The sequence below is a fragment of the Paenibacillus sp. J22P169 genome, assembly GCF_059691995.1.
This window is the reverse complement of record NZ_JCAUAO010000001.1, coordinates 3,160,003-3,185,017: the sequence shown is the minus strand read 5'-3', so window position 1 is coordinate 3,185,017 and position 25,015 is coordinate 3,160,003. Positions and strand designations below refer to the sequence as shown.

Sequence of the window (25,015 nt, the reverse complement as noted above, 5' to 3'; positions counted from 1 at the left end):
ACTGCCACAGCAGTAAAGCTTTGGAATGAAATTAAGAAGCGGAGTGATTATTTGAAAATGAAAGATGACGGAAATGGTTCTTTCATAGGCGTTGGAATTGCTTTAGGTGCCGCTTTTGGTTCCGCTTTTGGTGTCGCATTTGGAGCAGTATTCGGTAATGTAGGTCTTGGAATTGTATATGGAGCTTCATTTGGAATTGTAGTCGGATTACAAGTCGGTATTTTTAGAAATAACAAAAACAAGTGAAAACGCTCGATTACGTTAACGGGAAACGATAGTTAAACAGTGAAGGGCTGCCGCGTGGCAGCCCTTCACCCCGCTAACGGGCAGGATAGTTTGGATGATTATGGAATATATATTGGTAAAAAGCAAAAAAGGATGAGAGTTTAATGGCATTTGCTATCGAACTATTTTTTGATTGTGCAAGTACTTCACAAATAATGGATACATGGACTAATTTAAGCGAACAAGGAACAGGTTCCTATCTAATTGACTCTGGAAGTCAACCACATATTACTCTGGCTGTTTTTGACACATTGGATGTCAGTAATATCAGTTCATATCTTAATCAAGTTTCTCAAGATATGGGTGTTTTTAGTCTGCATCTAAATAGTGTTGGCACTTTCTTGACTGATGAGGGGACCGTATTCTTGGCACCTGTTGTAACAGAGAAACTTTTATTTATACATAGAATAATCCACGAACTCACCAACGAATACGATGAGAAAAAGTGGGATTATTATCTTCCTGGGAAATGGGTGCCTCATTGTACAATGGCAACGAATAATTCAAAAGAATTTGGAATTAAAGCATTAGATATTATTAAAGAAAGATTTCGTCCAATGGATGTGATAATAGAGCGGATAGGTCTGGTTGAATTTAGACCAATTAAGAAACATTCAGAGTTTACTTTTAGTAATCACAGTAAAGAAAAGTATAGCTAGTGACCACTCTTCTCAACTAACGAAAGAACTATAGTTGAACACTCGTAATTAGGCTGCCGCGTGCACCCTATTGTGCTAACGGGCAGAATACTTCCAATATATGGTACAATGGATTAACCAATAAAAAGTTGAATTAGGAGGGGGTTACTTTGAATAAGAATAAATTAAAAAGATCTTCACGTGATAAATCGTTGCAAGGAGTTTGCGGAGGCATTGCGGAATTCTTTGGCATTTCTTCATTTAGTATTAGGTTAACTTTTATTTTGACAATGCCCGCATCCTTGGTTATCTACATTATTTTGACTAATAGTCTTGATGAAAATACCGGCTTATAAACGGACATTTTGTTGCAACGATTGGTGACTAAGGACAAAAAAGTGAGGACAGAGTTCAACTAACGGAGAACTGATAGCTCAATAAATACGAAGAAACGGCAGCCTGCATAATGGCTGCCGTTTTCTCAACTACCATGAAAGAACTGATTAACTTTCATGCTCTGTGATGCAGTGCGAGAGACGCATGGATGGCTAACGGGCAGGTTAGTTTGAAACTCTAATTTAGAAAAAAGGGGTCTTTTTAATCCAAATAAAGGAAAAATTATTTTAATGGAGAATATTCATAAGGCATAACTCCCTTGAAGTCAAAGCCAGTCAAATGGAGAGAAACGGAGATGAAGTGATTATGAACATATATCATGCGGTCCCAAACCATATGATTGGAACTAAGTTAATGTCTTTAAATGTTTTAAAAGAAACAAATCCAGAACTCTACGAACAGTACATAACCAAATACAAACCTAATAGATTGATCATCCTAGAGAGAATGGTTCCTAAATTAAACTGTTTATGGAATGATGTAATTCATTTTCTCCCTATACATCCCAATTTGGTTTACAGAGGGTTAGTTGAGTCAGGTGGAAAGCCTGCATCTCCTCGGTATTACTATAAGATTCCGATTACCACATTTAATGATGAGGCAACCATTGCCCTTTATAGGTACAGTAAAGAAAACTTCAAAGGAATATTTGATGAAGTGGACAATTCCGAAATAGAGTTGTTTAAAATCCAAGGATACAGAGAACTTGATCGCTTACCAGAAGATACAATTAACTATTTTAGAGAACAAATAAGGATAGGAAATAAATTTGGTGTGTACCATTTCGTTCCTCATATTTTTATCAAAGGAGAAGTTGATATCGAACATGTAGAGATAATTGATTGGAGTGAGAACTCCGATATAGCTATATAGAAAGAGTGTGCATTGAAGTAACGGATAACTTTAGTGGAAGTTTTGATACATGAAAGAGTGGTGATTTAATGGAGTTCAAATCAAAGGGACACCATTTAATCAAATGGCTAGTCCTCCTAGTATTTGCTTCTGCCTTGTGTCTAAGTTTCTTTTACAGATCCTATGGGTTCACGCAGTTAATACAGGAACCGATTATTTCATTGGAGTCACGTCATTCAGGCAATGGAAAGTTCTACGAATCGAATGATAAGTCATTGATAACCAAGTATCAAGGAGCCATGGAATCCATAAAATTTCGCAAAAAATTCCTGCCTGTGCCTGCTTTCACGGGCGGATCATCAATAGCCCTCATTGATGCCAAGGGTGTCAGGCATTCCATTCTTTCAGGACCTGGTAACACTTATTCAATTGACAATGTATGGTACAAAGCCAACAGCAGTGGAACTTCCGACATCGCTTTAAAAGATTTTTTTCAAAATTTCTACAATGATGCAAATTATGTACCACAGAAGTAACAGATTATTTCTAAACTAACGAGGAACTTTAGCGTGGCTATGGAACCGATCCACGCTTATTTTAGTTTAGCTTAACTTCGCTCAACAATCGGACAGAAGAAGTAATAAAACACATGTATTATATTTCGTTCTATCGATGCATGATAAAATGACCCTATTCGAAAAGACAAAATTTTGATGTCAAGATAAGGGTGTAAATAATATGAAGAAATATATACTATTTTTGTTTATTAACATCATTTTAGGAATAGTTTTGATTCCTTTATTAAATTATAGTTTAGATCTCATGATTGAAATTTGGGGAAACGTTTCAAGTGGTGACTTAATGCTCGGTTCAAGTTTACTAATTGGTTTTTTACTGGCTTGCATCGTTTTGAATATCTTCATGTTTAAGAAATTTACATTTGTTATTTTCGGACTAATAATTACAGTTGGAACGTGTTTGATAATAATGACTTTCCTAGCGAAGTCAAACGTCATTTGAAACATCATTGTTTTCATGTGGTTTTCTAACAACCCTTGAACAAAGAGTTGATTACGCTAACGGGATACTATAGCTTAATAAATTAAACCCAGTCTAACACTTTATTTTCGTGTTTTGACTGGGTTTTTGATTATTAAAATCTTATAGTCTAAAACTTGTTTCTCGAAAGGTAAAAGATTTTTTAGGTATAAAGCACATAAAATCAACAGTTCCAGTCTACAACTTTATTTTCTTTAGACAGTTTCCGATGACTTGCATGTCAGAACAGATTTAAAAGCGCTTGCAAAAGGCACGCTGCTCAAAGAACATCTCAACTTCTCAAACCAATTCATTTATACATATTCTGCAAATCAATTTCCCTTTAAAATAAAGATTCTCATCATCACTGCCACAAAATAAACAAGCTGGGGCGTATCGCTTTAATGTTATTCTTTCTCCATCATGAAAAACTTCCAAAGAATCATTAATATCAATATTCAATATTCGCCTTAGTTCAATCGGCAAAACAATACGTCCCAATTGGTCTATCTTGCGAACGATTCCTGTAGTTTTCAACACAATCACCCCACGCTATTTAGAACAAAAGACCTACTCGTTTTACCTATTATATTCGCTACAAATGTACGAATGCAGTTAGTAAATACATTTTCATTTAGTAACTTAAAAAACTGCATTCAAACGCACATAAATTTGCAATGTCATAGGACTAATTGATCGGCTGCTCAACTAACGGGCAGAATATCGTAGCGTCTTTTTTTTATCGTTTCGTGAAGAATTTCCTTATTAAGCTAACGGGCAGTTTAGCGGAACAATTTCTTAAGACGAAGAGGCCGAAGAGGACAGTTCAACACGCCATTGAATAGTCGATTGTTCGAGGGCAATACGGTGCTGCATAAAAATTTGATAGTAAAAAGGATGAATTAAACGAGACCAAGCCCGCATATCGATAAGCGGGAACTTCATTCGCGGCCCGTTCGCCAGATTGGATAGCCCTCTCCATGTAGCGGATGAGCCGTGGCGGTCGAAGTCCCCCTCCTAAACGGATTGGACACACCGGTTCGTGCAAGGCTGCTCCGTGTTCCCCTATCCTAAACTGCGCGTACCCGCCAATCGTCCATTCAACCACAATCCCCCTTTTAACGGGAAACGATAGTTCAATAAAACAGCGGCAGTCTAGGACTTTATTTTCTCGTCCATGGCTGCCGCAGTTTCTATTATTAGGGTCAGTCTGTCTACTTGACGGGATGCAGTTCACTTTGATGGTAGCCTTATTTGTTTTTTGGATCCAAGGTAATTTTAAATATCAAAACCAAGGTTGAAGTCAATAGTTTTGCCCAAGCGCAATTGGACTCTTGCTCATATTATGAAGATACACAGACTTTATGGAAGAGAATTGATTTTACACAGATCTCAGCGATCTCAGCATTGTCCTTCTTTACAAGAATGTCTTTTCGAGAGCGCTTATACAGATAAAAAATAGAAGGTGAACGAATTTGTCTGAAATTTTGATAGCTGCTGTCGGAGACCTTATGGTAAAACGATACATCATTTCCGATGCTAAACTGGCTAACGGGACTTACTCTTTCGACCCACTTTTAGAAAAGGTAGCTCCAATTCTGAGAAAAGCGGACTTAACGATAGGAAATCTTGAAACCACCTTCGCTGGAACTAAAGGGGGAGTGAGACGGAAATCACGTGGTCCTTTGTTCAAATGTCCTGATGAACTGGCTCCAGTCCTAAAAAGAGCCGGTTTTGATGTTTTAATAACAGCAAACAATCATTGTATGGATTTCGGCGCCAAAGGTTTACTTCGAACGTTAAGGATTTTGAAACAAAATGGGATTGATCATACCGGTACATTTGAATCTGAAAACAAGGCGAAAGAATATCTTATCAAAAACATCAAAGGTGTAAAGACCGGAATCTTATCCTTTACTTCGGGACTCAACGGTATTTCAATACCATCAAATAAATCTTGGATGGTTAACTTAATCCAAACGAAAAAAATAATTGAGGATATTCATCATTTGAAAAAACACGTCGATCTTGTGATCATTTATCTGCATTTCGGAAATGAATACAGTCATACTCCAAACCTGAAACAAAAGCAATTGGTAAGACTTTTATTTAAACACGGAGCCAATATAATTTTAGGGTCACACCCACATGTTCTTCAGCCGTTAAGTACGAGGGGAGAGCAACAATTTGTTGCGTATTCCTTAGGTAATTTTATTTCTACAAAATTAATGAAAAACTCCCATACTCAAAGCAGTATCATTCTTAATATTAAAGTCAAAAAAAATGAAGAAGGGAAAATAATCATTTCGGAGACTAATTATATTCCGACTTTAGTGCATCGAAAATTTGAAAACGGTCGTAATAAAACAGAGGTTATCTCCATACATGAAGCCTTAAATGAAAACAATCCGAAATTAAGTGCAAAGCAGCGTGAACGATTTCAAAACATGTTAAACCAAACGAAAAAAATAATAAAAAGTAAGGTAGAATAACTACAATATGAGGCTGCCGCGAAATTGAACGGTAGCCTCATTAAGCTAAAGGATAATTTATTTTAGAACCAGCAAGTAACATAGAAGAAAGGTAAATTTACAAGAGGAGTGGTATTATTGAAAATTATTGCTTGTCCTGCTACTAGGAAAATAACCCTTCAACAGCGGCTTACACAACTTCAAAACAAATTTATTGTATTCTTGGCTGATAATCGCGGGAGAGACCTGGTGAATCAAAATGGTCTAATTAGGGAAGTTAACGAATCGTCTCTTGTCGTGCAAGCAGAAAATGGTAGGCTAATTAGGCACAATTTTTCTGATATTGGGAAATATGATTTCCCTGACTTAGTGCCTAATAGAGAGCTAAATTTTCTCGCTTTTATCAAGACAAAAAACCAAGGAGAATTCAATGGTCCTTTAGTTAGAATTGGAACAGATTTTGTTGAAATAACTGGAGTAGATAATAGTGGTGAACAACCGATAGATTTAACGTTGATAATACCTCGACGCGAAATTATTAGAATAGAATGTGAAAGAGAGGGAGGCGAATAATTTACTCTATTAAATTATTGTCTTAAAGCAGACGTTAATTTCATTGACCGCTCTAATATATAGGGCGGCTTTTCTTATTATTAGTTATTAGTAACTATAACATTGCTGCCCATTAGAGCCAGGCAACTCTGCACCACCTAACCGCATTGCATCATTAAGCTAACGGGGAACGATAGTTGAACAAACCTAAATAGGCTGCCGCGTGCAGCCTGTTGTGCTAACGGGCAGGATAGTTGAATTGTAAAATACGTGTCAGAGCGATCGTATTATAAGCCGTCAAGAAACCTATGGCTACGAAATCACACGGCGGTTGAACGCCCTCGGCTTCACAGACATTGTGGAAGGAACGGTATACACTATCTTGATCCGACTTGAAAAAAACAAGTTGATGGAGATTTCCAAGAAACCCTCCGACATGGGACCGCCGCGAAAGTTTTTCGCGATCAACGACGCTGGGCGTGAGGAACTGCGGAGGTTCTGGGAAAAGTGGGACTTTGTATCATCAAAAATTAACGAGTTAAAGGAGTGAATATAATGAATTTTTGGGATAAAATCACGGGCAACGACATGACTAGAGATTTAAAAATTTTTGAATCTCGAGTAAAAAAGCTGCCAGTTGAATATCAAGCTGCATGGGCAAAAATTAATGCCTATCTTTTTCCATACTCTGATTTCACCGGTCGCAACCTTATGCCAATTCTTGATGGTGTGCTTGGCCTGCTTGAAGAGTCGGTGGCGGACGGTCAGAGTGTCCAAGAAGTTTTAGGTGACGATATTAAAGACTTCAGTTCAGCGCTAGCCGGCGAAGAAGGGGCAAAGTCATATCGAGATAAGTGGCGCGAGCAACTCAATAATAATATCTCAAAAAAAATAGGGAAGTAGGAGGATAAAATGAGCATAAGAGATATCATTGAAGGCAAAAAACAGTGGCGAACGCACGTGGCGCGTATCAAAGCGCTCCCGCAAGATTATCAAATCGTTTATAAAGAGATTCAAAAATATGTCTTTAAAGTGTGCATTGTTGAGCAAACCGACAGTACAGGGTTGCTCTCGGGGATTTTCGAGCTCTTTGAAGAGGGAGCAGCCATAGGGAAAGGTGTTTTCGAAGTAACGGGCAGAGATGTAGCGGCTTTCTGCGACGATCTAATCAAGGTTTCAAATAGGTGATTTATAAGATACTACCTACCTAATTGTTACGCTAACGAGGAACGTTACTTCAATAAACTACAAAATGAGGATTCCACCTCAAAACGAGTGGCATCCTCATTAAGCTATAGGGCAGATTTCTTCAATAACAATTCAACCTACTGTTATAATAAAAAAGCAACGACAAAGGAGAGGACGGCTTCAAGACGATTGCGAAGGAGAGGGGAAAATGTTAGAGAACTTTGTTAAAAACTTATCCGGTTCAATTATTGAAGAGAATCTTGAGATCTACAAAAATTTGTATGAAACAACTGAGGTTACTGACAAAACAAATGTGTATTGGAGACAAGCGATTGGGCTATATGACTCTCTGTCTGTAGAACAACAGGAGATTTTATTTAATATTATTGAGCAAACGATGACAGATACTATTTCTAATGTACTTGGCATTATTGACGGAAGTTCAACTCTTAAAGGTTGTACTGTTGAACCAAAGTTGCTTCTAGATTCAATAGATACTGATGGAGATCTGCAAGACAGTTTTCTAGCATATATAGAGGAAAAGAATAACGAATACAAAAAGAAAGCGAAATGATTTGTCCATAGTTGATTACGCTAACGGGGAACGATAGCTGAATAGCGATTAACTTCAATTAATTGTCTGAAGTACTTCAAAATTTAAATGTATTTCAGCCTATTTTATCCCCACAACCACTTCAAAACTTTATTTGCCATTATATTTAAATGAAAAGACAGCTAACTATAGAGTTTGCTGCTTTTTTGCCACTTCAAAACTTAATTGTCTCCCAACACTTGACTTGATTGGTGATTGCGTTGGAGGACATTAAAGTATTGAAGTAACAAATTAATTTTGTGTATGGAGGGAGGAGGAAGTCCTTAGTCTTCAGGGCAGAGCAGATACATGCCTTATTTCTTTATTTTATATTATTCAATTACAACAAATATCTACCTAAGAGCTATGTGAACTTGTCTCTATGAGATAAAAGCGAGATATAAGAAGAGAGTTTTAAGCGAACAAGAAATCATTTTATTGTCGAGTCGGTGCCTTAGCAAAAAGGCCTCAATGCGGCAATGAGTGCGTCAGTCGATGAATACCTGTCCTTATTGTTTGCGTCAAAGGGATTTAATAACACACGCCTAAGATCTCTATCGCGAATTTCCGCCTTATGGATATCTGCTAGCGTCCCGTTCATAAGGAAAGCGCATATTTTGCACGCATCCTGTAGCTCCTTTTTCATGACAGCAGGACTCACAATCTCTTTGGCAATGTTGAAATCTATTACTTTGACCGTCTCTGGCTTATTGTGAAGTATCATTACATTTTTGGGCAGTATATCATCATGGATATACCCCGTTTTGTGGAGTTGTCTAAGACCCTTGAGGATGTTGATTGTAATCTCTACACTTAAGTCCTGATCCCGCTTCTTGGTGAAGGTATTATGAAAGTCATTGCCCAAAGTCGACCCCGGGATATACTCAGTAACCAAATAGCCTTTTTCCCCGATCTCAAAATAATCATAATAGCGTGGCAAAAACTCACCGATCCGGTAACTCTGCATAATCCGCGCTTCGCGTCTTGCCGCCTCACGGTTGGAAGTCTCTTTAATTGCTAGCTGGCGCCCTTTCGAATCATAAGCTTTATAGACCTTGCCTAAAGCTCCGGACCCGATCAAGTTAAGATCAACGGTATATCCACCCCACATGGTTTGCATCATTGGCCCTCCTATTTCTACGAGATTGATAGATTGATAGACTTATTTTATGTGGACCGTGCAAAAATTGCTTGGACATATATATCAAAAATTATTTTTATTTTTTTACTAGAGCGAACTTACTTAGCGGACACTTTACTCCATGAAACGGACAATTTAACCTAGTAATCTCGGTTAAATTGTTATTCGAGATCGTTGTCTCAACCAGCCTCAAACATGTTTCTACAAGTAGGGGGTGAACAGTTTACATCACGGGATCACGGTCCCACGGGCAGTTACGTTCGCCCCCGGCTACCGTTTACTAAACCCCTTAAATACAAAAGAGGTCAACCAGAAAAAACTGGCTGACCTCATAATACGAACGGGCAGTTTAGTTGCAATATGTGGTAGGTATTACTTCCGGTGCTAAGTACATAAATTCGGTTAAGGGGCTCAATAAGATAGATTTTGAAGGGTGTCTTTCAACTGGTACAGTCTTGATGCACGATACCTCAATGATTGATCGAGTAATGGACCGCTTTGTCCTCATATTTCTTCTAATACTCCAGAATCCAGTAATTATATGCTCAGGATAAAAGGAATGTTTATACTCTTAATTCCGTTGAGCGACATGTTTATGTTCCTTTCTTCGGATAACTGTAAAAGTTTTCTTATTAGTCTTTCTCCTCTCAACAATCGTAGGAATACGATCAATTTTTAAGATATCTGTTATCCCTCGTTCATTTTTAGATAGAGTCAATGACAAAATCATTCCCCGAATCGTATTATTATTTCTTATTAGCCTCGTTGATACAAAGTTACCTAAAGAAGGAGCTGCCACTCGATTTCGTACTTGACCATAGATGTCTTTCACCTTTGCCTGAGTTACCGGGTATAGCAGATGAGGATGTGCACCTAAAACCACATTCACGCCTTGTTTAAAAAGTAAATGCATCAATTGTTTTTGATTTTTGCTCGGAAATGGCCGATATTCTCTCCCGAAATGGAGGTAAACAACAATGAAATCTGTTTTATTTTTCATTTCACGGATATCCGCTATCATCTTCTTTTGGTCGATGTGGTTAACCAACCACCGATTAGGTACTTGCATGGAATTAGTGCCCTTCGTATACGATAAAATTCCAATATTCACTCCCTTTACACGCATAATCAGATGACGCTTAGATTCTTGGATGGAACGGAAGGTTCCCGTATGCTTGATTCCTTGTTTATCGAGGACATTCAATGTTCGTTTTAAACCGGTTACTCCTCCGTCCATACAATGGTTGTTTGCAGTAGTTAATACATGAAGTCCGACGTTTCTCAAAGTTGACGCCAACGCATCAGGGCAGTTGAATAATGGAAAACCAGTTTTCGGATTCCTTCGCTCTCTCGGACAGTTACATTTTGGACGGCTTCCGATAACGCCCAATTTCCTTTTACCGGAGAACGTCGTTTCCAGATTCCCGATCGTTAAATCGTGTTTTTTTAGATAAGGTTTAACTTTTTCAAAAATAGGACTGAACGTATATCCGTTTGATCTTTTAGCTGAGGCAATGATTTCACTTTTCATCAATAAATCTCCGACAGCGGCAATCGTTATTTTGATCACATGCACTCACTCCTTCCCTGACTAATTTATTCAATGAAAGGAATTATTGTTTGCAGAATAGGCGATGTCCTATAGCCTGTTACAGCTAGCTGAATATGATATGGAAATATTAGTGTGAGGAGACTAATCGATGAGACAAAGTAATGCTGCCGTTCCTATCAAACCGAAAAAACCTGCAAAAGGTATCAAGTGGGATCAACATCGTGAATTAATGAAGAACAGCCACGTTAACAGACACCTTCCCGCAACGATGAAACTAAATAAACAATCTTTCTTTGCTATGCTTTCTCGTTATAAGACTGTTTATTTGAAACCTAATCAAGGAGCTTTTGGAGTGGGAGTCATGCAGGTTCGAAGGATTGTACATGAAAAAAAACCGTATTTTCGTATCCATTCAGGAACCCAGCAACATAAGTTTCAAGCAAAAGAAGAAGTATATGCCTTTTTTTTGGGCAAAAGAGTGAACGCCGATTATCTCATCCAACAAGGCATAGACCTGCTCCGATGGAACAAACGCCCGTTTGACCTTCGCTTAATGATTACAAAACAAAAGGATCATACTTGGCGAAATGAAGGCTTTGTTGGTCGCGTTGCGCATCACAAAAAAATTGTGACGAATATCCGCAGTGGAGGTACCGTTTTATCCGTCGAGGACCTGTTAGCCTCGCATACCAATCCAACTACTCAAAAAAAAGTCATCATGAACTTAAATAAATTGGGAAGTCGTATATGCAAGCAGCTCGAAAAAAATTATCCTGGTATTCTGCTTTTTGGGATTGATATTGGCTTGGATCAAAACTTAAAACCATGGGTTATTGAGGTGAACACTAGACCCGAGAAAATTTGTTGGAAATGTATGAGGAAGCTTTACAAAAAGAACATCTCAGTCAAAATTCCTTGAATAACTAATACAAAAGGGCTGTCTATTACGGGAGTGAGATTTAAATTGGAGTTGTTAAAATATTCAATTTTAGTGAGGTGTGCTATATTGGAAGTTGTTCTGATTGATTAAGCAAGCTCATTTATCTGAACAAATTCTAGTTATCCGACAACACAATATATCGCCGCCGCTACTGCTACTTGTCGGGTGACAAGAACATAGTAACATTCCTGACGTAGTCACATTACTCATTGAATTGTGTTTTTATTAAAGTAACGGGAAACGATAGTTAAAATAAGAATACCACAACAGGCTACCGAGATTATATCAACGGTAGCCTGTTGTGCTAACGGGCAGTTTAATGTAATGTGAGTCCCTCCCACGAATATCTGTACAATAACGTTAATATGGTTATATTTGGAAAATATTCACAATAACAAGCGTATTTAATTTAGGTAACTTAGGAAGAGGTGCTTGTATGATTGCGTTCGCAACCTTATCGTGGTTAAGTATATTTTATTATTTTTTACTTGGTATTGGTGGTCCAATTTTTATCATTTGGTTTGCCGTTTCTTATGTAAGAGGTATGAAAGAACGTAACAAAATACTTAGGGAATTGGTAGAAAAATTCAAAGAAACTGCACCATAAAATACCGAGTTTTTTGTTGTTGCTACACTAACGAGAGAACGATAGTTGAACAGCGGATGCCGATGCATCCGTTTTTTGTCTGCTGTGCTAACGGGCAGATTAGTGCAACCCTTTACGATAAATACGGTATAATTTTGTCAAGTGTGTTTGCAGTGAAAATAGAAAAAATTGATAGTGGTCATTTATAACGATACCTAAAGAGAGTATGAAAAAAATTACCCGAATTTGATTAAACCATAACTAAATCCCACGCTTCACCTTGTAAGAATGCATACCTTATCCTTGGTAATGAAATTTGAAATGTCCAAGGAGGGTAATTCTATGGCGACAAAAATCAAACAAGTCCAAAAGACAGTTTCCGGATAAATAGATGTTTTCGTCGGAGCAACCGATTTCAAATCGCAAGTACTTCTTGATACAGAATGTGGCGGTGCCATTGAAAATAATTTGAGTATAATTCCTGACGGTGCCATTATTACGCTGCGTCGCGGAACGATAGCTCGCAAATAAAACATTAACCTTGCGTCGAAAACCAGTGACGGTCCGTAACGTATTGGTAGCCTCTAGTTCGAATATAAGGATAGGAAACGTAGCTATTGGAGACGGACTGGCGATTTCGATGGGGAACTACTTAGATGGGGGAGCTCTTCTAACTTTGAAACACGGTGCAACGCGGTTACGGCTTCGTTATGTTCGTATTGCGGACATTTTTAATAACGATTTCCGCCTAAATCCACTTAACATTCGTAGGCTGGGACTTAATGCTGGGAAGACGTATAAAGTCGCCTATAATCAATGTACAAGAGAGATAACTTTCTTAACATAAACGCTGATTTTGATGCGATAAAGTGTTTCCTGGTCGCAGACAGGAACTCTGATCCTTTCCGATTTAACCTATGCTAGTTCCGTAAGTTAGCTGATCCCACATACAGGGAGTTACATCGCAGTTTTTTTGTTTAATGGGATAAAGTTGTTGTCATGGCCAATTGACAAGAACTTTATCCCATTCCCGATTTTGACAAGATATTCTTTAATTCCTTATCCTTTATTCAGTTAACGGGTAACGATAGTTAAACATCTGAAGGGCTTCCGTATGGCAGCCCCTCACTCCGCTAACGGGCAGAATATCGTAGCGAAACATTAACTAGTTGGCAACGTATAGAGTTATACCTACATCTTTTGGAAAGTCGTTGTATGAGGCGAAACTGTCACAGCAGCAGTAAAGCCTTTGGAATGAAATTAAGAAGAGGAGTGATTATTTGAAAATGAAAGATGTCGGAAATGGTGCTTTCATAGGCGTTGGAATTGCTTTAGGTGCCGCTTTTGGTGTCGCATTTGGAGCAGTATTCGGTAATGTAGGTCTTGGAATTGTATTTGGAAGTGTAGTCGGATTAGCAATCGCTATGTTTAGAAATAACAAAAATAAAGATCAATAGTTAAGGTAAACTATTCACCTAATTACTAGTATGTAAACTATACTGTAAAGTAAGAGTTCGTTCCGCTAACGAGGAACTTTAGTTCAATAACATCAAGAGAAGGCTGCCGAAATGATCGGCAGGCTTTCTAAGTTCATAAAGACGAATCAACATCTCTTGATCATTAACACTGTTGATTTCAATTGTTATCTTACCGCATTTTGGCATGGATTCAATGGAATTTTTGAAGAAATTGATAAAAACTTGCTTGAGTGAAATTAATTATTTACAACTAATGGTAAATTATGCATTGAGATATCCTTGAATCCAGAAGCACTTGTGAACAAGTCCAAGGGGAGCATCCCTTGGGCTTGTTTTTGTTTTATATTCACATTATTATCTTGTGAAGATAAGTGCTAGACTGGCAGTGGCGTTATGCTAATGGGAAGTAGAGCGTGGCGTCCGTCTTCGACCGATGCAGCACGAATCAATCAGTAGTAGGCATCACTCCTCCTGAGGCTCAAAGCCCTTGAGGATTCGCTTCCTGGTGGACACACCTTAAAGTATCAGAAGGGGAAAAGAATACCCTTTTGTGATTTCATTCATGAGGATTCTGAATTTGAACAACTATTGTTAAGATAAAAAAGGCAGAGGAGTGGTTATTCCACTTCTCTGCCTTTTTTATCTTTCGCTTATTTATATAACATCTTTTGTTGTTGTTATATAAGGGTTCTTTTTATATGCCAAATTCATTTCCTTATTTATGCCGTTCAAAATCAAGAGGTGGGGTGATAGACGGGTCTATCTGTAGCTTAAATTGTGTTGGAGACATTAATGCATAGCGCCGAAACATATTGGAAAGGTAGAATTCATTTTTAAAGCCAACGGCCATAGCGATTTCTCTTAGGGATAGATTAGTTTCTTTAATTAATCTTTTTGTATGTCGTATTCGGATATCGTTTAACTTTTCGATTAAAGTAAGTCCTGTTTCACGTTTATACATTCTCGACAGGTTGCGATAACTCACATGTAAAGCATTGGCAACATCATGCACTTTAAACTCTGTGGCATAATATTTTTCCAAGTAGAGGTCTGTTTGTTGAACGAGAAGGAAATTCACATTATGATTCAATTCAACTGTTTTGTTTTGTTCAGGACGCCAGGCTTCATATATATTGCTGAGCCAGTGGAGTAGGGTTGCTTGTATGGTTGACACACTCATGTCACGATTTAGTTTCAGCAGCGGTAAGTTGTGCTTTGCCTCAACAGCAATTGGTCTAGGTTGTGAAAAGCAGCGAATCCAGTCATTTCCGCAGCTGGTGGCTGCATGACTGGAATTAACATCAAGCAGTTGAAGTTGCCAGCGTAAGCAAAAGCCATCCTCTACTTCCTTAATTTCATGGTAGTGGCCATGTATTTGGCCAGGTGGAATTAAGTAGGATTGACCTGCTTCTATACGAAAGGGAACACCGTTTAATGTAGTTATCGTACTGCCCTTCATGACATAATTAAACTCAAACCAAGGATGACGATGTTCTTCACAGGTCCAATCCGGTTCATGATAAGCGGGTAATGCATCAAGAAGCACAAATGACATATCGTTAAAGGTAATAGGCTGCATGATGCATTTTTGCAGAGCACGCAGCTGTTCGACATAGCTTTCAATCTGAATAGACATGGGGACAGGATACTCCTTGCGGGATTTGGTGTGTCTTTTCATTGTACTGCATCCCGGCAAGGTAAGAATACCTTGTTGATTACATTTCTAATAAATTTAGTTCCTTAACTGGCTGAGTCGGATCATCAGGGATCAAGAAGGTTAAGATCTCGCATTTCCCAAAGGTGGCTGACCATTTGCGGTTGAGGAAAGGAATTTCAATTGTTGTATCTGTCTTGTAGCCTGTAGTCTCATAGCAGCGCAGCACGTAGCCATTTCCGTCCTCTGCTTTTTTGAATACTGTAGCAATGATTCCATCGTTGGAAATGTGAATCCCGTCCATCTTTTGCGGCAGTGAACCGTGATGGTACGTTTCGATTATGGTGATTGGCGGTACATTAAGCTCATAAGCCTTCTTCACAATACTTGCTTCTTGCCATGTGCCTTCATGGGGTACCATGGTATATTTGAATTCCTGAATCCCTTGATCCATATATTCACATAAATCATCTCGCGAACCATGGTGGTAGCCAAAGTGGTCGGCAAAAATGGCTCCGCGTGCGACGGTCATACGAAGGGTATGCTCATTGACATCATAAGCATATTTACTGTCATTGAGCAGTGCAAATCCGTATTTCGCTTTGTTCTCATCGACATTAGCTTCGCTTATATCTACCCACTGCTGACCAGGCTTTTCCTCTCCATCTCCCGGTCTAACCATATAACCATATGGAATTTCATAAGTGGCCTCAGGCTGTTGGGCATTAATTGGGAATGCAAACTTAAGCATTTTATGCTTTTCTCGCCAGTCAAGCTGCACCTTTACTTCGATATCAGCACGATCGTGATAAAGATAGAAGTCTTGCTGCAACACGGACTGATTATATCGACTGGTAATACGTATTCCTGCCCGTAGCGGGCCCTCCTCCAGAATTCGGTACTTCGCATCTGTGAACTGACCTATTAGGTTTGGAAACGATCGGAGTTCATGGCTCCAGGTATCTGAATCGTACTCGTCGATAATTTGAGCGACAGCCCCTTTACCGTTGAAAATATCGAGTTCAAGACGTTTGTCCCAAAGTTTGACGATGCTGCCGTTATGGGGATCAAATTCAACACGGACAAAGTCGTTTTCCAAAAGTGTTGAGCTGACAGTAAGTGCAGCAGTCGGCAGCGGTTGCTCCTGGTTTTTCTTTTTGGAAATCCAGTAAACGCGGTAACCCATAGCCGGGATACGGCCAATGAACATACTTCCCCACTTGTCATTCCTTCCGTTTGTACGTGAAGCTCGGATCGTTTGGCTCGTGATAGGTTGCAGGGTTTCATCCGTAATACTTGTAAGCTCAGTTGTAAGATAAATTGGAGCATTCACTTCCCATGACAAGGGATTAAAGACGACTAGCGGGACGCCTAGATCTGCTTGCTCCCAGAGCATCCAATCATTTTCTTTGCTTAATGACTTTATTTCGGGCAGCATCGTATCAATCGACCATGAAATTTTCTGCAGTGCTGCATTAAGCGCGACAGCTGATATATTCAATGCTTCGCCATAGGACTCGCGTGAGTCCTCGTAAGCTTCTTTAATGCTGCAGCCGCCCATTATATCATGGAACTGGTTGAACATGACGAGCTGCCAAGCGTGTTGAAGCTTTTCTTGCGGGTAAGGGAGTGCAAGGATATGATGGGTCAACGCTGAGAATTTTTCTGCTGTTAACAAGCGGTGCTCTGCCTTGCGGTTGTAAGCTTTCGTTTCCGAGTGGGCTGAATAACAGCCTATGGCGTGCAACTGCAGATCCTCTTTTAGCGTAGGGATATCCAGATTCAGCTGCTCTACGTCAGCAAAGAATGCTTTCGGCGAACTGAACACGAGGTTGTCTTCTCCGTACTGCTTCTGCAGCTCTTCCAATTTAAGAAGTGCGGCAATTGTCGGTCCGCCTCCATGGTTTCCTACACCATAGAAAGACATAACAGGATTCCCCTCATTCTCAGCCAAATCCATATGCTTAAGGATTCGTTCTTCCATTCGCGCCGGTCCTTGGTCCGTATAGCCGGTTGGCAAGCGGAACGTCATAACGCGTGTGCCATCCTCGCTTTCCCACCAGAATAGACTATTCGCGAGATCTTTCTCTTTAATATTCGGACGCTGAAACACATAGTAATCAAGCCCGCTCTTTTTCAAAATTTGCGGCAGCATGCCATGATGACCGAAAGAATCGACATTATAGCCAACATTGGCCATGACGCCGAATTTTTCAAGGAAGTATCTTTGGCTGTACAGACCTTGTCTGGCAAATGATTCTCCAGAAGGCAGATTGCAATCCGGTTGAATCCACCAACCTCCGACGATGACCCATCTTCCTTCAGCAACGCGCTGCTGGATTTCTGTAAACATTTCAGGCGCATTTTCCTCAATCCACTGATAATAGGCTGCGCAAGCACAGGTAAAGATGAAATCAGGAAATTCCTTAATTCTATCAAGTGCAGACCGGAAGGTTGCCTTAATCTCAGCATAACCTTCCTGCCATTGCCATAGCCACACAGGGTCCAAATGAGCGTTTCCGATAAGATGTAATTGCGTTTTCTTTTCCAATTATTCTTCCCCTACTCTCTTATTTTTTGTGTTATTGCGTCTTTTTCATTTTCAATGTAACGGATTTTGAGGTGGATAAGAATGTGAAATAATGACTTTCGTTTATAGTATTAAGCCAAAAATATTTGTTTGTTTTATTCGATAACACTCAATTTGGTTAATAATCAGCTATATTGCTCCATGAAACCTACCTATTCTCAGTTTTTGTATGTATTGTAAGCGCCCTCAAGGCTATTGACAAAGATTTGGGCAAGAAATAGACTTTGTCATGAAGTTGCTAAAAAGGACAGCATGAAAGGGTGAGAAAAATGAAAATTGTAATATTAGATGGATATACCTTGAATCCAGGAGACTTAAGCTGGGAGGAACTGCAGGCTATGGGGGAGGTTTTGGTATATGAACGAACGCCCGCTGAGTTAATCGTGGAACGGTCAATCGGTGCGGATGTCCTGTTCACTAATAAAACGCCGCTTTCTGCAGATACGATCGCCCAGCTTCCTGATCTGCGTTACATCGGTGTACTGGCAACGGGTTACAATATCGTCGATATTCATGCTGCATCGTACCGGAACATTCCCGTGACTAATGTTCCAACTTACGGTACGTCCTCCGTCGCTCAATTTGTACTTGCGTTGCTCTTGGAATTATGTCATCACATTGGGCTGCATAATGAGGCGGTGCGCAGAGGCGAATGGAGCCGCAACAGCGATTTTTGCTTTAGTCTGAAGCCGTTAATTGAGCTCCACGGGAAGACAATCGGTTTAATCGGCTACGGCAGAATCGGCCAAGAAGTAGCTAAAGTATGCCGGGCCCTAGGCATGGAAGTGCTGGCCAGCACCAGCGGTCGCAATCACCACCCTGCTGAGGTGGGCACCCGGTTCGTCCCGTTGGAGGATTTGCTTGCTAATTCCGACGTCGTATCACTGCATTGTCCGCTCCTTCCGGATACGCAGGGGTTGATTAATCGAGCAAGTCTATCACGAATGAAACCGACAGCGCTGCTGCTTAACACTTCGCGAGGCGCGTTAGTCGTGGAGCAAGATTTGGCTGATGCATTAAATACAAACCGCATTGGCGGGGCAGGACTTGATGTGCTCAGCGTAGAACCGCCTGGGGGAGACAATCCGCTGCTCAGCGCACGGAATTGTATTATTACGCCGCATATAGCATGGGCAACGAAGGAGGCACGCAGCCGACTAATGGCTGCGGCTGCAGACAACCTTAGAGCTTTTTTAGCGGGAAGTCCTATTCATGTAGTGAATGATTGAAATTGGCTAACCTATCTCTTAAAGTAAGCGATAACTTATAGTAAGTGACAACGTAAAAAGCTATTACACTCTCTTTAATAGGCGAGGTGTAATAGCTTTTTTTCAAAATGTGACATAGCCATTAATGATACAAGGTGGAAAAATGAAACAAAAACAAGACAGGAGCTAAAATGAAACGAAAAGTGCGAAAGTGGGTGTTAAATTAGCACGAAGGAAGTGATATATTTTGAAAATGTTAACAGGATAGAAAGAATCAACCCTTGAGAAACTTAAAATTTGGAGGTGAAGGCTATGGGGAAAGAGATTATTAATGGGGTCTGGAGTACGATGATTACGCCTTTCAATGAGAAGTATGAAATTGATTATCCTGCTTTAGGGGATTTAGTGGAGTGGTATATTGCTCATGGCGTAGACGGACTTTTTGCCGTTTGTTTATCAAGTGAAATGTTCTATTTATCACGGCAGGAAAGAAGTGAATTGACCCAATTTATTGTAGGTAAAGCGTCAGGCCGGGTACCGGTTATAGCATCGGGGCACGTTTCCGATTCGCTTGAAGAGCAGGTGGAAGATATTCTTACGGTTGCTGCAGCCGGAGCGGATGCAGTCGTCCTGGTTACCAATCGGCTAGCTAGGGAAGATGAATCTGATCTTGTTTGGAAAGCGAATCTGGAACGATTACTCGAAAAGCTGCCTGCAGACATTTCACTCGGTTTCTATGAATGCCCTCATCCATATAAAAGGGAGCTTTCACCAGCCTTGCTGGAATGGTGCGCAGCAACTGGACGTTTTCTGTTTCTGAAAGATACCAGCTGTTCGCTTCCGCTAATGAAGGCCAAGTTGAAAGCTGTAGAAGGAAGCCAACTTAAAATTTTTAATGCGAATGCAACAACGCTGCTTGATTCGTTAAAAGCTGGAGCTGCAGGCTTTAGCGGGATCATGGCTAACTTTCATCCAGAACTTTACGTCTGGCTATGCCGTAATTGGCTTACCCAGCCTGTAGAAGCGCAAAGGTTGATGAACTTTATCGGAATGGCCTCTGCGCATGAAGGACAGCCTTATCCGATTAATTCTAAATATTTTATGGGCTTGGATGGTGTGCGTATAGGCCTACATTCACGCTCAAGGCAATTTAAGGACCTCAACGAGACGGGAAAGCAAATGGTCGAGCAGTTTTATGCAGTATCCAAGGAATACTCCGAACAGTACAAATAGTTTTGTGATGGAAGAATTACGCTTTAGCTAAATCATGATAATAAAATGAACATGAATGGAGTTGTCTCTAAATGACATATTTGAATTTGATACAAGCCACCGTCGTATATTCCAAGGATGCTAAGGGCGCAGAAGCCAAAGCGGCGGATGTCCTGATCGAAGAATTGGCTAAACGCACGGGGATTAAGCTGCATCGCTCGCACAGTTACCCGGATGGTAATGTACCATTTATTGCAATTGGAACGCCTGAATCGTTAGATCGAATAGGCCCGATCCATCTAGATGAGGACACTCCTGCTTTATCACCAGAAGGGTTTGCGCTGAGAACGGTGTCTGAAGCTTCACGCCAAGCTGTTTTCGTCGTCGGTGCAGATGCCCGGGGCGTTCTCTACGGAACGGGAAAGCTTTTGCGTTTATTGCACTGGGGAGACAATGTAATACAGCTGGATAATGAGGTCAATTTGACCGAAGCTCCTAGCTTTCCAATCCGGGGACATCAGCTGGGGTACAGACCTAAGAACAATGCATATGATGCCTGGAGCGTGGAGCAGTTTGACCAATATATCCGGGATTTAGCCATTTTCGGTGCCAACAGCATTGAAATCATGCCGCCGAGAACCGATGATGATGCCACAGGGCCAGTGATGAAGGTCGAACCGATGGAAATGATGATTCGGCTTTCGGAAGTCATTCATTCATATGGTCTCGACACATGGGTCTGGTACCCAAACCTCGGAAAGGATTTTTCTGATCCGAAAATAGTCGAAGCCGAATTGGCCGAACGCGAACAAATATTCAGCAAGGTCCCCCATATTCAACATGTCTTCATTCCTGGTAGTGATCCTGGCGATTTGGATCCTGAACCGCTGTTCGTTTGGTGCGAAAAAGTTGCGAGACTTCTGCACACCTATCACCCAGATGCTCAGATTTGGTTGTCATCGCAGGTTATGAATGAGGATCCGTCCGCATGGAAGAAGGGGTTTTATGAGCAACTGAGCAAGGAGCCGGATTGGCTTGGCGGCATCGTATTCGGCCCTCATGTCGATGAAACGCTGCCAGAGCTAAGAAAGATCGTTCCACAGAAATATCCGATTCGCCGTTATGAAGACATCACGCATAATTTTCATTGTCAATATCCAGTAGCGGATTGGGATCTGTCATTTGCGCTCACCTTAGGCAGAGAAAGCACCAATCCACGTCCTTTGGCGCAAAAACAAATTCATAATGTACTTGCCTCTTATGCTGTTGGCAACATTTCTTATTCTGAGGGCATTAATGACGATGTAAACAAATTCGTATGGAGCGATCAAGATTGGAATCCACAAATACCGGTGGTGGAAACGTTACGAGATTACGGCAGGTGGTTTATCGGCTATGAGCAAGCAGATGGCGTAGCTCAAGGACTGCTAGCACTGGAGGACAACTGGGTTGGTCCGCTCCTGGCGAACGAAGGAGTGGAAGTGACCTTGCTGCAGTGGCAGCAAATGGAAAGGGAAGCACCCCAGAGCGTACTGAACAATTACCGTTTTCAGATGGGATTGCTTCGGGCTTATTTTGATGCGTACACAAAACGTAGACTTGTCTATGAAACAGAGCTGGAATATAGAGCCAAGGATGCGCTGCGGGAAGTGAAGCAAACGGGAGCATTGGTTGCTGCGAAACGTGTGGAACAAATCCTTGCTCGTGCTGTATCTGAACCCGTTGCCCAAGATTATCGAAGACGGTGCGATGAATTGGCAGACCGTTTATTTGAGAATATTGGGTACCAGCTTACTGTGACACGACATTTCGCGATTGCTCAGGATCGCGGGGCATTCATAGATGCGATCAACTTTCCCTTGAATGATTACCGTTGGCTGCGCATCCGATGCGCCATGATCCATGAGGCGAAGGATGAGGCAGCACGATTGGCGATTATTGATGAAATACTGAATCGGACGAATCCAGGACCTGGTGGCTTTTATGATAATTTGGGATCGTATCGCAGCAACCACCGTATCGATCCGGGGCAGGGCTGGGCAAACGATCCAGGTTATTTGGCTTCGCCAAGAACCGCTCATGCCGTTTATTTGCTATCAAAAGGTCGCGCGGAGGAAAAAGAAAAGGAGCTTGGCGGCATACCATTAGCTTGGATTAATCATGTGAACGTGATGCTCGACACTCCGATCATCGTTCGTTATGAGAACCTTGACCCATCGGCCGATTATAAATTGAAAGTGGCCTATGTGGGAGAAATTGGGGTGGAGGCACACAGAGCTGTTCAAGTGAAATTAACAGCGAATGATTCCTTCATCGTTTATGAGAATCTGCCTGTGAATGGGTCAACGGTTACTATCCATGAATCTTTTATCCCTCACGAGATTATAAGTGAGGGGAGATTGAAGCTAAGCTTCCTCCGTATGAAAGGAACCAAGCGGATGAATATTGGAGAGATTTGGCTAACCCCTTGCACGCCAAACCAAACCATAGCTAACAAAGTTTAACACAGCTAACCTATCTTTTTAAAAAAAACGACAAACTAAAAAGGCTATTACACTCCTTTAATAGGCGAGGTGTAGTAGCTTTTTTCCAAAGTGTGACGTATCCCTAAATGATACAAGGTAGAAAAATGAAACAAAAACAAAACAGGAGCTAAAATGAAACGTAAAATACCAAAGTGGATGTTAATTTAGCGCAAAAGAAGTGATATATTTTGAAAGCGTTAACTTGATTCAATAAGGAGGAGAAATGATTTGACTTTTCTTAATACATTCGTTGGCAAAACAATGAGAAAGAGATTCGTGGAAAACAAGTATTTATACATCATGATTTTTTTGCCCATTGTTTATTTTATCCTGTTCAAGTACGTTCCGATGCTTGGCATTGTCATAGCATTCCAAGATTACAATTTTGTGAGAGGTATCTTACATAGCGAGTGGGTTGGTTTCTCACATTTCCGCGAGTTTTTAACAGATCCCTATTTTTGGAAACTTGTACGGAATACAGTTACGATCAATATATACATGCTCGTTTTTTCTTTTCCTGCCCCAATTATACTGGCTCTGGTTATAAACGAAATCAAATTTCTACGTTTTAAAAAACTCGTACAAACAATCAGCTATCTTCCGCATTTTTTATCAACTGTCATTGTATGCGGAATGGTCGTAAATTTAATGTCCAATGGTGGATTAATCAATCAGCTGTTAGGGAGCTTTGGAAAGGAGCCTATCCCATTTTTGATGGATGCGGGATGGTTTCGCAGTATTTATGTGAGCTCGGAAATTTGGCAGGGTGTAGGTTGGGGCTCCATTATTTATTTAGCTGCCCTTACTTCTGTCGACCCGCAGCAGTATGAGGCTGCTAAGATGGATGGAGCCAATCGGTGGCAGCAAATTTGGAACATTACGATCCCTGGGATCATTCCTGTTGTGACGATTATGTTTTTACTTAGCTTGGGTAACATCATGACAATCGGTTTTGAAAAAATACTGCTCTTATATACCGGACCTACCTATGAAACAGCAGATGTGATTTCGACCTATGTATATAGACGCGGATTGCTTTCCAGCGATTTCAGTTATGGTACAGCTGTTGAACTTTTTCAATCGGTAATTGCCTTAGTATTTATTACTTCAGCGAACAAAATTTCCCGAAAAGTCGGTGAAACTAGTCTATGGTAACGCGAAAAATCGGAATCGGTTCTTTCTTTTTTAATGCCATCATTTATTCGATGATAATCGTCATGCTGTTCACCTTTTTATACCCCCTATATTATGTCGTTATTGTATCTGTCAGTGATGGACTTAGCGTCATGAGGGGAGATGTCAAATGGTTACCCGTTGGATTCAATTTTGAAGCCTACCGTGCCGTACTGGACAATCCTTTAGTTGTTCGTGCGTATGGAAATACGATCTTATACACGGTCGTCGGAACTTTCATCAATGTTATGATGACTGCCCTATGCGCATACCCGTTATCTCGAAACCGGTTTTATGGAAGAAATGTTTTTACCGTTTTCATTATTATTACCATGTTATTTCACGGTGGTTTAATCCCCAACTATCTCGTTGTTTATAATTTGCATATGTTGAATTCCATCTGGGCAATCGTCATTCCTACGGCAATCAATGTTTGGAACATGATCATCATGAGAACATTCTTTCAGAACATTCCAAACGAGATTTACGAGTCGGCTCATATGGACGGTGCGCACGATATGAAAATCTTTTTTCAAATCGTGCTCCCGCTTTCCATGCCAGTCATTGCAACCATGTGCATGTTTTATGCGGTTGCCCATTGGAACAGCTTCTTTCCGGCAACACTTTACCTGAGCGATTCCGATCTGTACCCAATCCAGGTTATTGTGCGCAATTATGTGATTGACGGGCTGGTCAGTAGCGGCAGCAATGCTGAGAGTGATTCGAAAACGATCGTGACCAGCATGAAATATGCATTTATTTTTATTACCCTTTTACCGATTCTTGCTGTATATCCGTTTATTCAAAAGTATTTTGTCAAAGGCGTTATGGTTGGATCGTTAAAAGGATAAAACTAGCCTTGAAAGGAGTGATGACGCTTCATTATAATCTATCGGAATATTAGAAAATTGAAAAATTAAAACAAAAATAGTATTCTAGGAGGG

At 40.5% G+C, this 25,015-nt stretch carries 25 protein-coding genes; 20 read left to right on the top strand and 5 right to left on the bottom strand.

From position 1 onward, the window contains the following. The first annotated feature begins 57 nt into the window (after nt 1–57). From AC58QG_RS14555 to AC58QG_RS14535, 5 genes are all read left to right on the top strand, one after another. The gene (locus AC58QG_RS14555; RefSeq protein WP_497362726.1) at nt 58–246 is read left to right on the top strand and encodes a hypothetical protein; all 189 of its coding nucleotides are present in this window, start codon (nt 58–60) and stop codon (nt 244–246) included. A 143-nt stretch (nt 247–389) separates the two neighbouring features. Then, nucleotides 390–944: a 2'-5' RNA ligase family protein gene (locus AC58QG_RS14550; RefSeq protein ID WP_497362725.1), complete on the top strand. Its 555-nt coding sequence runs from the start codon at nt 390–392 to the stop codon at nt 942–944. Between the two features lie 149 nt (nt 945–1,093). Continuing rightward, the gene (locus AC58QG_RS14545; RefSeq protein WP_497362724.1) at nt 1,094–1,279 is read left to right on the top strand and encodes a PspC domain-containing protein; all 186 of its coding nucleotides are present in this window, start codon (nt 1,094–1,096) and stop codon (nt 1,277–1,279) included. Nucleotides 1,280–1,625: 346 nt separating this feature from the next. Beyond that, on the top strand, nt 1,626–2,192 hold the full coding sequence (locus tag AC58QG_RS14540) for a group-specific protein (protein ID WP_497362723.1): 567 nt from the start codon (nt 1,626–1,628) through the stop codon (nt 2,190–2,192). Between the two features lie 278 nt (nt 2,193–2,470). Next, nucleotides 2,471–2,707 (top strand): hypothetical protein, encoded by a 237-nt coding sequence (locus tag AC58QG_RS14535; protein WP_497362722.1) that lies wholly within the window; start codon nt 2,471–2,473, stop codon nt 2,705–2,707. Between the two features lie 802 nt (nt 2,708–3,509). On the opposite strand, the gene AC58QG_RS14530 is transcribed toward AC58QG_RS14535, so the two are convergent. Beyond that, nucleotides 3,510–3,749 carry an AbrB/MazE/SpoVT family DNA-binding domain-containing protein gene (locus AC58QG_RS14530; protein ID WP_497362721.1) on the bottom strand — a complete coding sequence of 80 codons (240 nt, stop codon included), beginning with the start codon at nt 3,747–3,749 and terminating at the stop codon, nt 3,510–3,512. Between the two features lie 935 nt (nt 3,750–4,684). Here AC58QG_RS14530 and AC58QG_RS14525 point away from each other — a divergent pair. The 6 genes from AC58QG_RS14525 (at nt 4,685) to AC58QG_RS14500 (ending at nt 7,994) form a co-directional block, all read left to right on the top strand. Continuing rightward, nucleotides 4,685–5,701 carry a CapA family protein gene (locus tag AC58QG_RS14525; protein ID WP_497362720.1) on the top strand — a complete coding sequence of 339 codons (1,017 nt, stop codon included), beginning with the start codon at nt 4,685–4,687 and terminating at the stop codon, nt 5,699–5,701. 117 nt (nt 5,702–5,818) lie between these two features. Further along, on the top strand, nt 5,819–6,253 hold the full coding sequence (locus tag AC58QG_RS14520; protein WP_497362719.1) for a hypothetical protein: 435 nt from the start codon (nt 5,819–5,821) through the stop codon (nt 6,251–6,253). A 265-nt stretch (nt 6,254–6,518) separates the two neighbouring features. Then, on the top strand, nt 6,519–6,782 hold the full coding sequence (locus AC58QG_RS14515) for a PadR family transcriptional regulator (protein WP_497362864.1): 264 nt from the start codon (nt 6,519–6,521) through the stop codon (nt 6,780–6,782). A 5-nt stretch (nt 6,783–6,787) separates the two neighbouring features. Further along, a complete protein-coding gene (locus AC58QG_RS14510; RefSeq protein WP_497362718.1) occupies nt 6,788–7,135 on the top strand; it encodes a DUF1048 domain-containing protein in 348 nt (115 codons plus the stop codon). Nucleotides 7,136–7,144: 9 nt separating this feature from the next. Continuing rightward, entirely contained in the window at nt 7,145–7,420 is a 276-nt protein-coding gene (locus tag AC58QG_RS14505) for a DUF1048 domain-containing protein (RefSeq protein WP_497362717.1), read from the top strand. 208 nt (nt 7,421–7,628) lie between these two features. Further along, nucleotides 7,629–7,994 (top strand): transposase, encoded by a 366-nt coding sequence (locus AC58QG_RS14500; protein WP_497362716.1) that lies wholly within the window; start codon nt 7,629–7,631, stop codon nt 7,992–7,994. Nucleotides 7,995–8,466: 472 nt separating this feature from the next. Here AC58QG_RS14500 and AC58QG_RS14495 read toward each other — a convergent pair whose 3' ends face one another. Beyond that, the gene (locus AC58QG_RS14495) at nt 8,467–9,135 is read right to left on the bottom strand and encodes a protein kinase family protein (RefSeq protein WP_497362715.1); all 669 of its coding nucleotides are present in this window, start codon (nt 9,133–9,135) and stop codon (nt 8,467–8,469) included. A 589-nt stretch (nt 9,136–9,724) separates the two neighbouring features. Then, nucleotides 9,725–10,723, bottom strand: a complete 999-nt coding sequence (locus AC58QG_RS14490; protein ID WP_497362714.1) for a CapA family protein — start codon at nt 10,721–10,723, stop codon at nt 9,725–9,727. Between the two features lie 130 nt (nt 10,724–10,853). Between AC58QG_RS14490 and AC58QG_RS14485 the strand changes: the two genes are divergently transcribed. The 4 genes from AC58QG_RS14485 (at nt 10,854) to AC58QG_RS14470 (ending at nt 13,688) form a co-directional block, all read left to right on the top strand. Beyond that, nucleotides 10,854–11,624, top strand: a complete 771-nt coding sequence (locus AC58QG_RS14485; protein ID WP_497362713.1) for a YheC/YheD family protein — start codon at nt 10,854–10,856, stop codon at nt 11,622–11,624. A 457-nt stretch (nt 11,625–12,081) separates the two neighbouring features. After that, complete coding sequence (locus tag AC58QG_RS14480; protein ID WP_497362712.1) at nt 12,082–12,252, top strand: hypothetical protein; 171 nt, start codon at nt 12,082–12,084, stop codon at nt 12,250–12,252. Between the two features lie 520 nt (nt 12,253–12,772). Further along, nucleotides 12,773–13,078: a hypothetical protein gene (locus AC58QG_RS14475; RefSeq protein ID WP_497362711.1), complete on the top strand. Its 306-nt coding sequence runs from the start codon at nt 12,773–12,775 to the stop codon at nt 13,076–13,078. A 439-nt stretch (nt 13,079–13,517) separates the two neighbouring features. Beyond that, nucleotides 13,518–13,688, top strand: coding sequence for a glycine zipper domain-containing protein (locus AC58QG_RS14470; RefSeq protein ID WP_497362863.1), 171 nt, complete (start codon nt 13,518–13,520; stop codon nt 13,686–13,688). Between the two features lie 736 nt (nt 13,689–14,424). Here AC58QG_RS14470 and AC58QG_RS14465 read toward each other — a convergent pair. Continuing rightward, the gene (locus AC58QG_RS14465) at nt 14,425–15,345 is read right to left on the bottom strand and encodes a helix-turn-helix transcriptional regulator (protein ID WP_497362710.1); all 921 of its coding nucleotides are present in this window, start codon (nt 15,343–15,345) and stop codon (nt 14,425–14,427) included. Between the two features lie 79 nt (nt 15,346–15,424). Next, the gene (locus AC58QG_RS14460; protein ID WP_497362709.1) at nt 15,425–17,914 is read right to left on the bottom strand and encodes an alpha-mannosidase; all 2,490 of its coding nucleotides are present in this window, start codon (nt 17,912–17,914) and stop codon (nt 15,425–15,427) included. 308 nt (nt 17,915–18,222) lie between these two features. On the opposite strand from AC58QG_RS14460, the gene AC58QG_RS14455 reads away from it, so the two are divergent. From AC58QG_RS14455 to AC58QG_RS14435, 5 genes are all read left to right on the top strand, one after another. Then, nucleotides 18,223–19,182, top strand: coding sequence for a D-2-hydroxyacid dehydrogenase (locus tag AC58QG_RS14455; RefSeq protein ID WP_497362708.1), 960 nt, complete (start codon nt 18,223–18,225; stop codon nt 19,180–19,182). Between the two features lie 291 nt (nt 19,183–19,473). Continuing rightward, on the top strand, nt 19,474–20,394 hold the full coding sequence (locus tag AC58QG_RS14450; protein WP_497362707.1) for a dihydrodipicolinate synthase family protein: 921 nt from the start codon (nt 19,474–19,476) through the stop codon (nt 20,392–20,394). Between the two features lie 71 nt (nt 20,395–20,465). After that, nucleotides 20,466–22,877: an alpha-glucuronidase family glycosyl hydrolase gene (locus AC58QG_RS14445; protein ID WP_497362706.1), complete on the top strand. Its 2,412-nt coding sequence runs from the start codon at nt 20,466–20,468 to the stop codon at nt 22,875–22,877. A 249-nt stretch (nt 22,878–23,126) separates the two neighbouring features. Beyond that, complete coding sequence (locus AC58QG_RS14440) at nt 23,127–24,053, top strand: ABC transporter permease (RefSeq protein ID WP_497362705.1); 927 nt, start codon at nt 23,127–23,129, stop codon at nt 24,051–24,053. Then, nucleotides 24,047–24,922, top strand: a complete 876-nt coding sequence (locus AC58QG_RS14435) for a carbohydrate ABC transporter permease (RefSeq protein ID WP_497362704.1) — start codon at nt 24,047–24,049, stop codon at nt 24,920–24,922. The genes AC58QG_RS14440 and AC58QG_RS14435 overlap by 7 nt, the downstream gene beginning before the upstream one ends. The last annotated feature ends 93 nt before the right edge of the window (nt 24,923–25,015 follow it).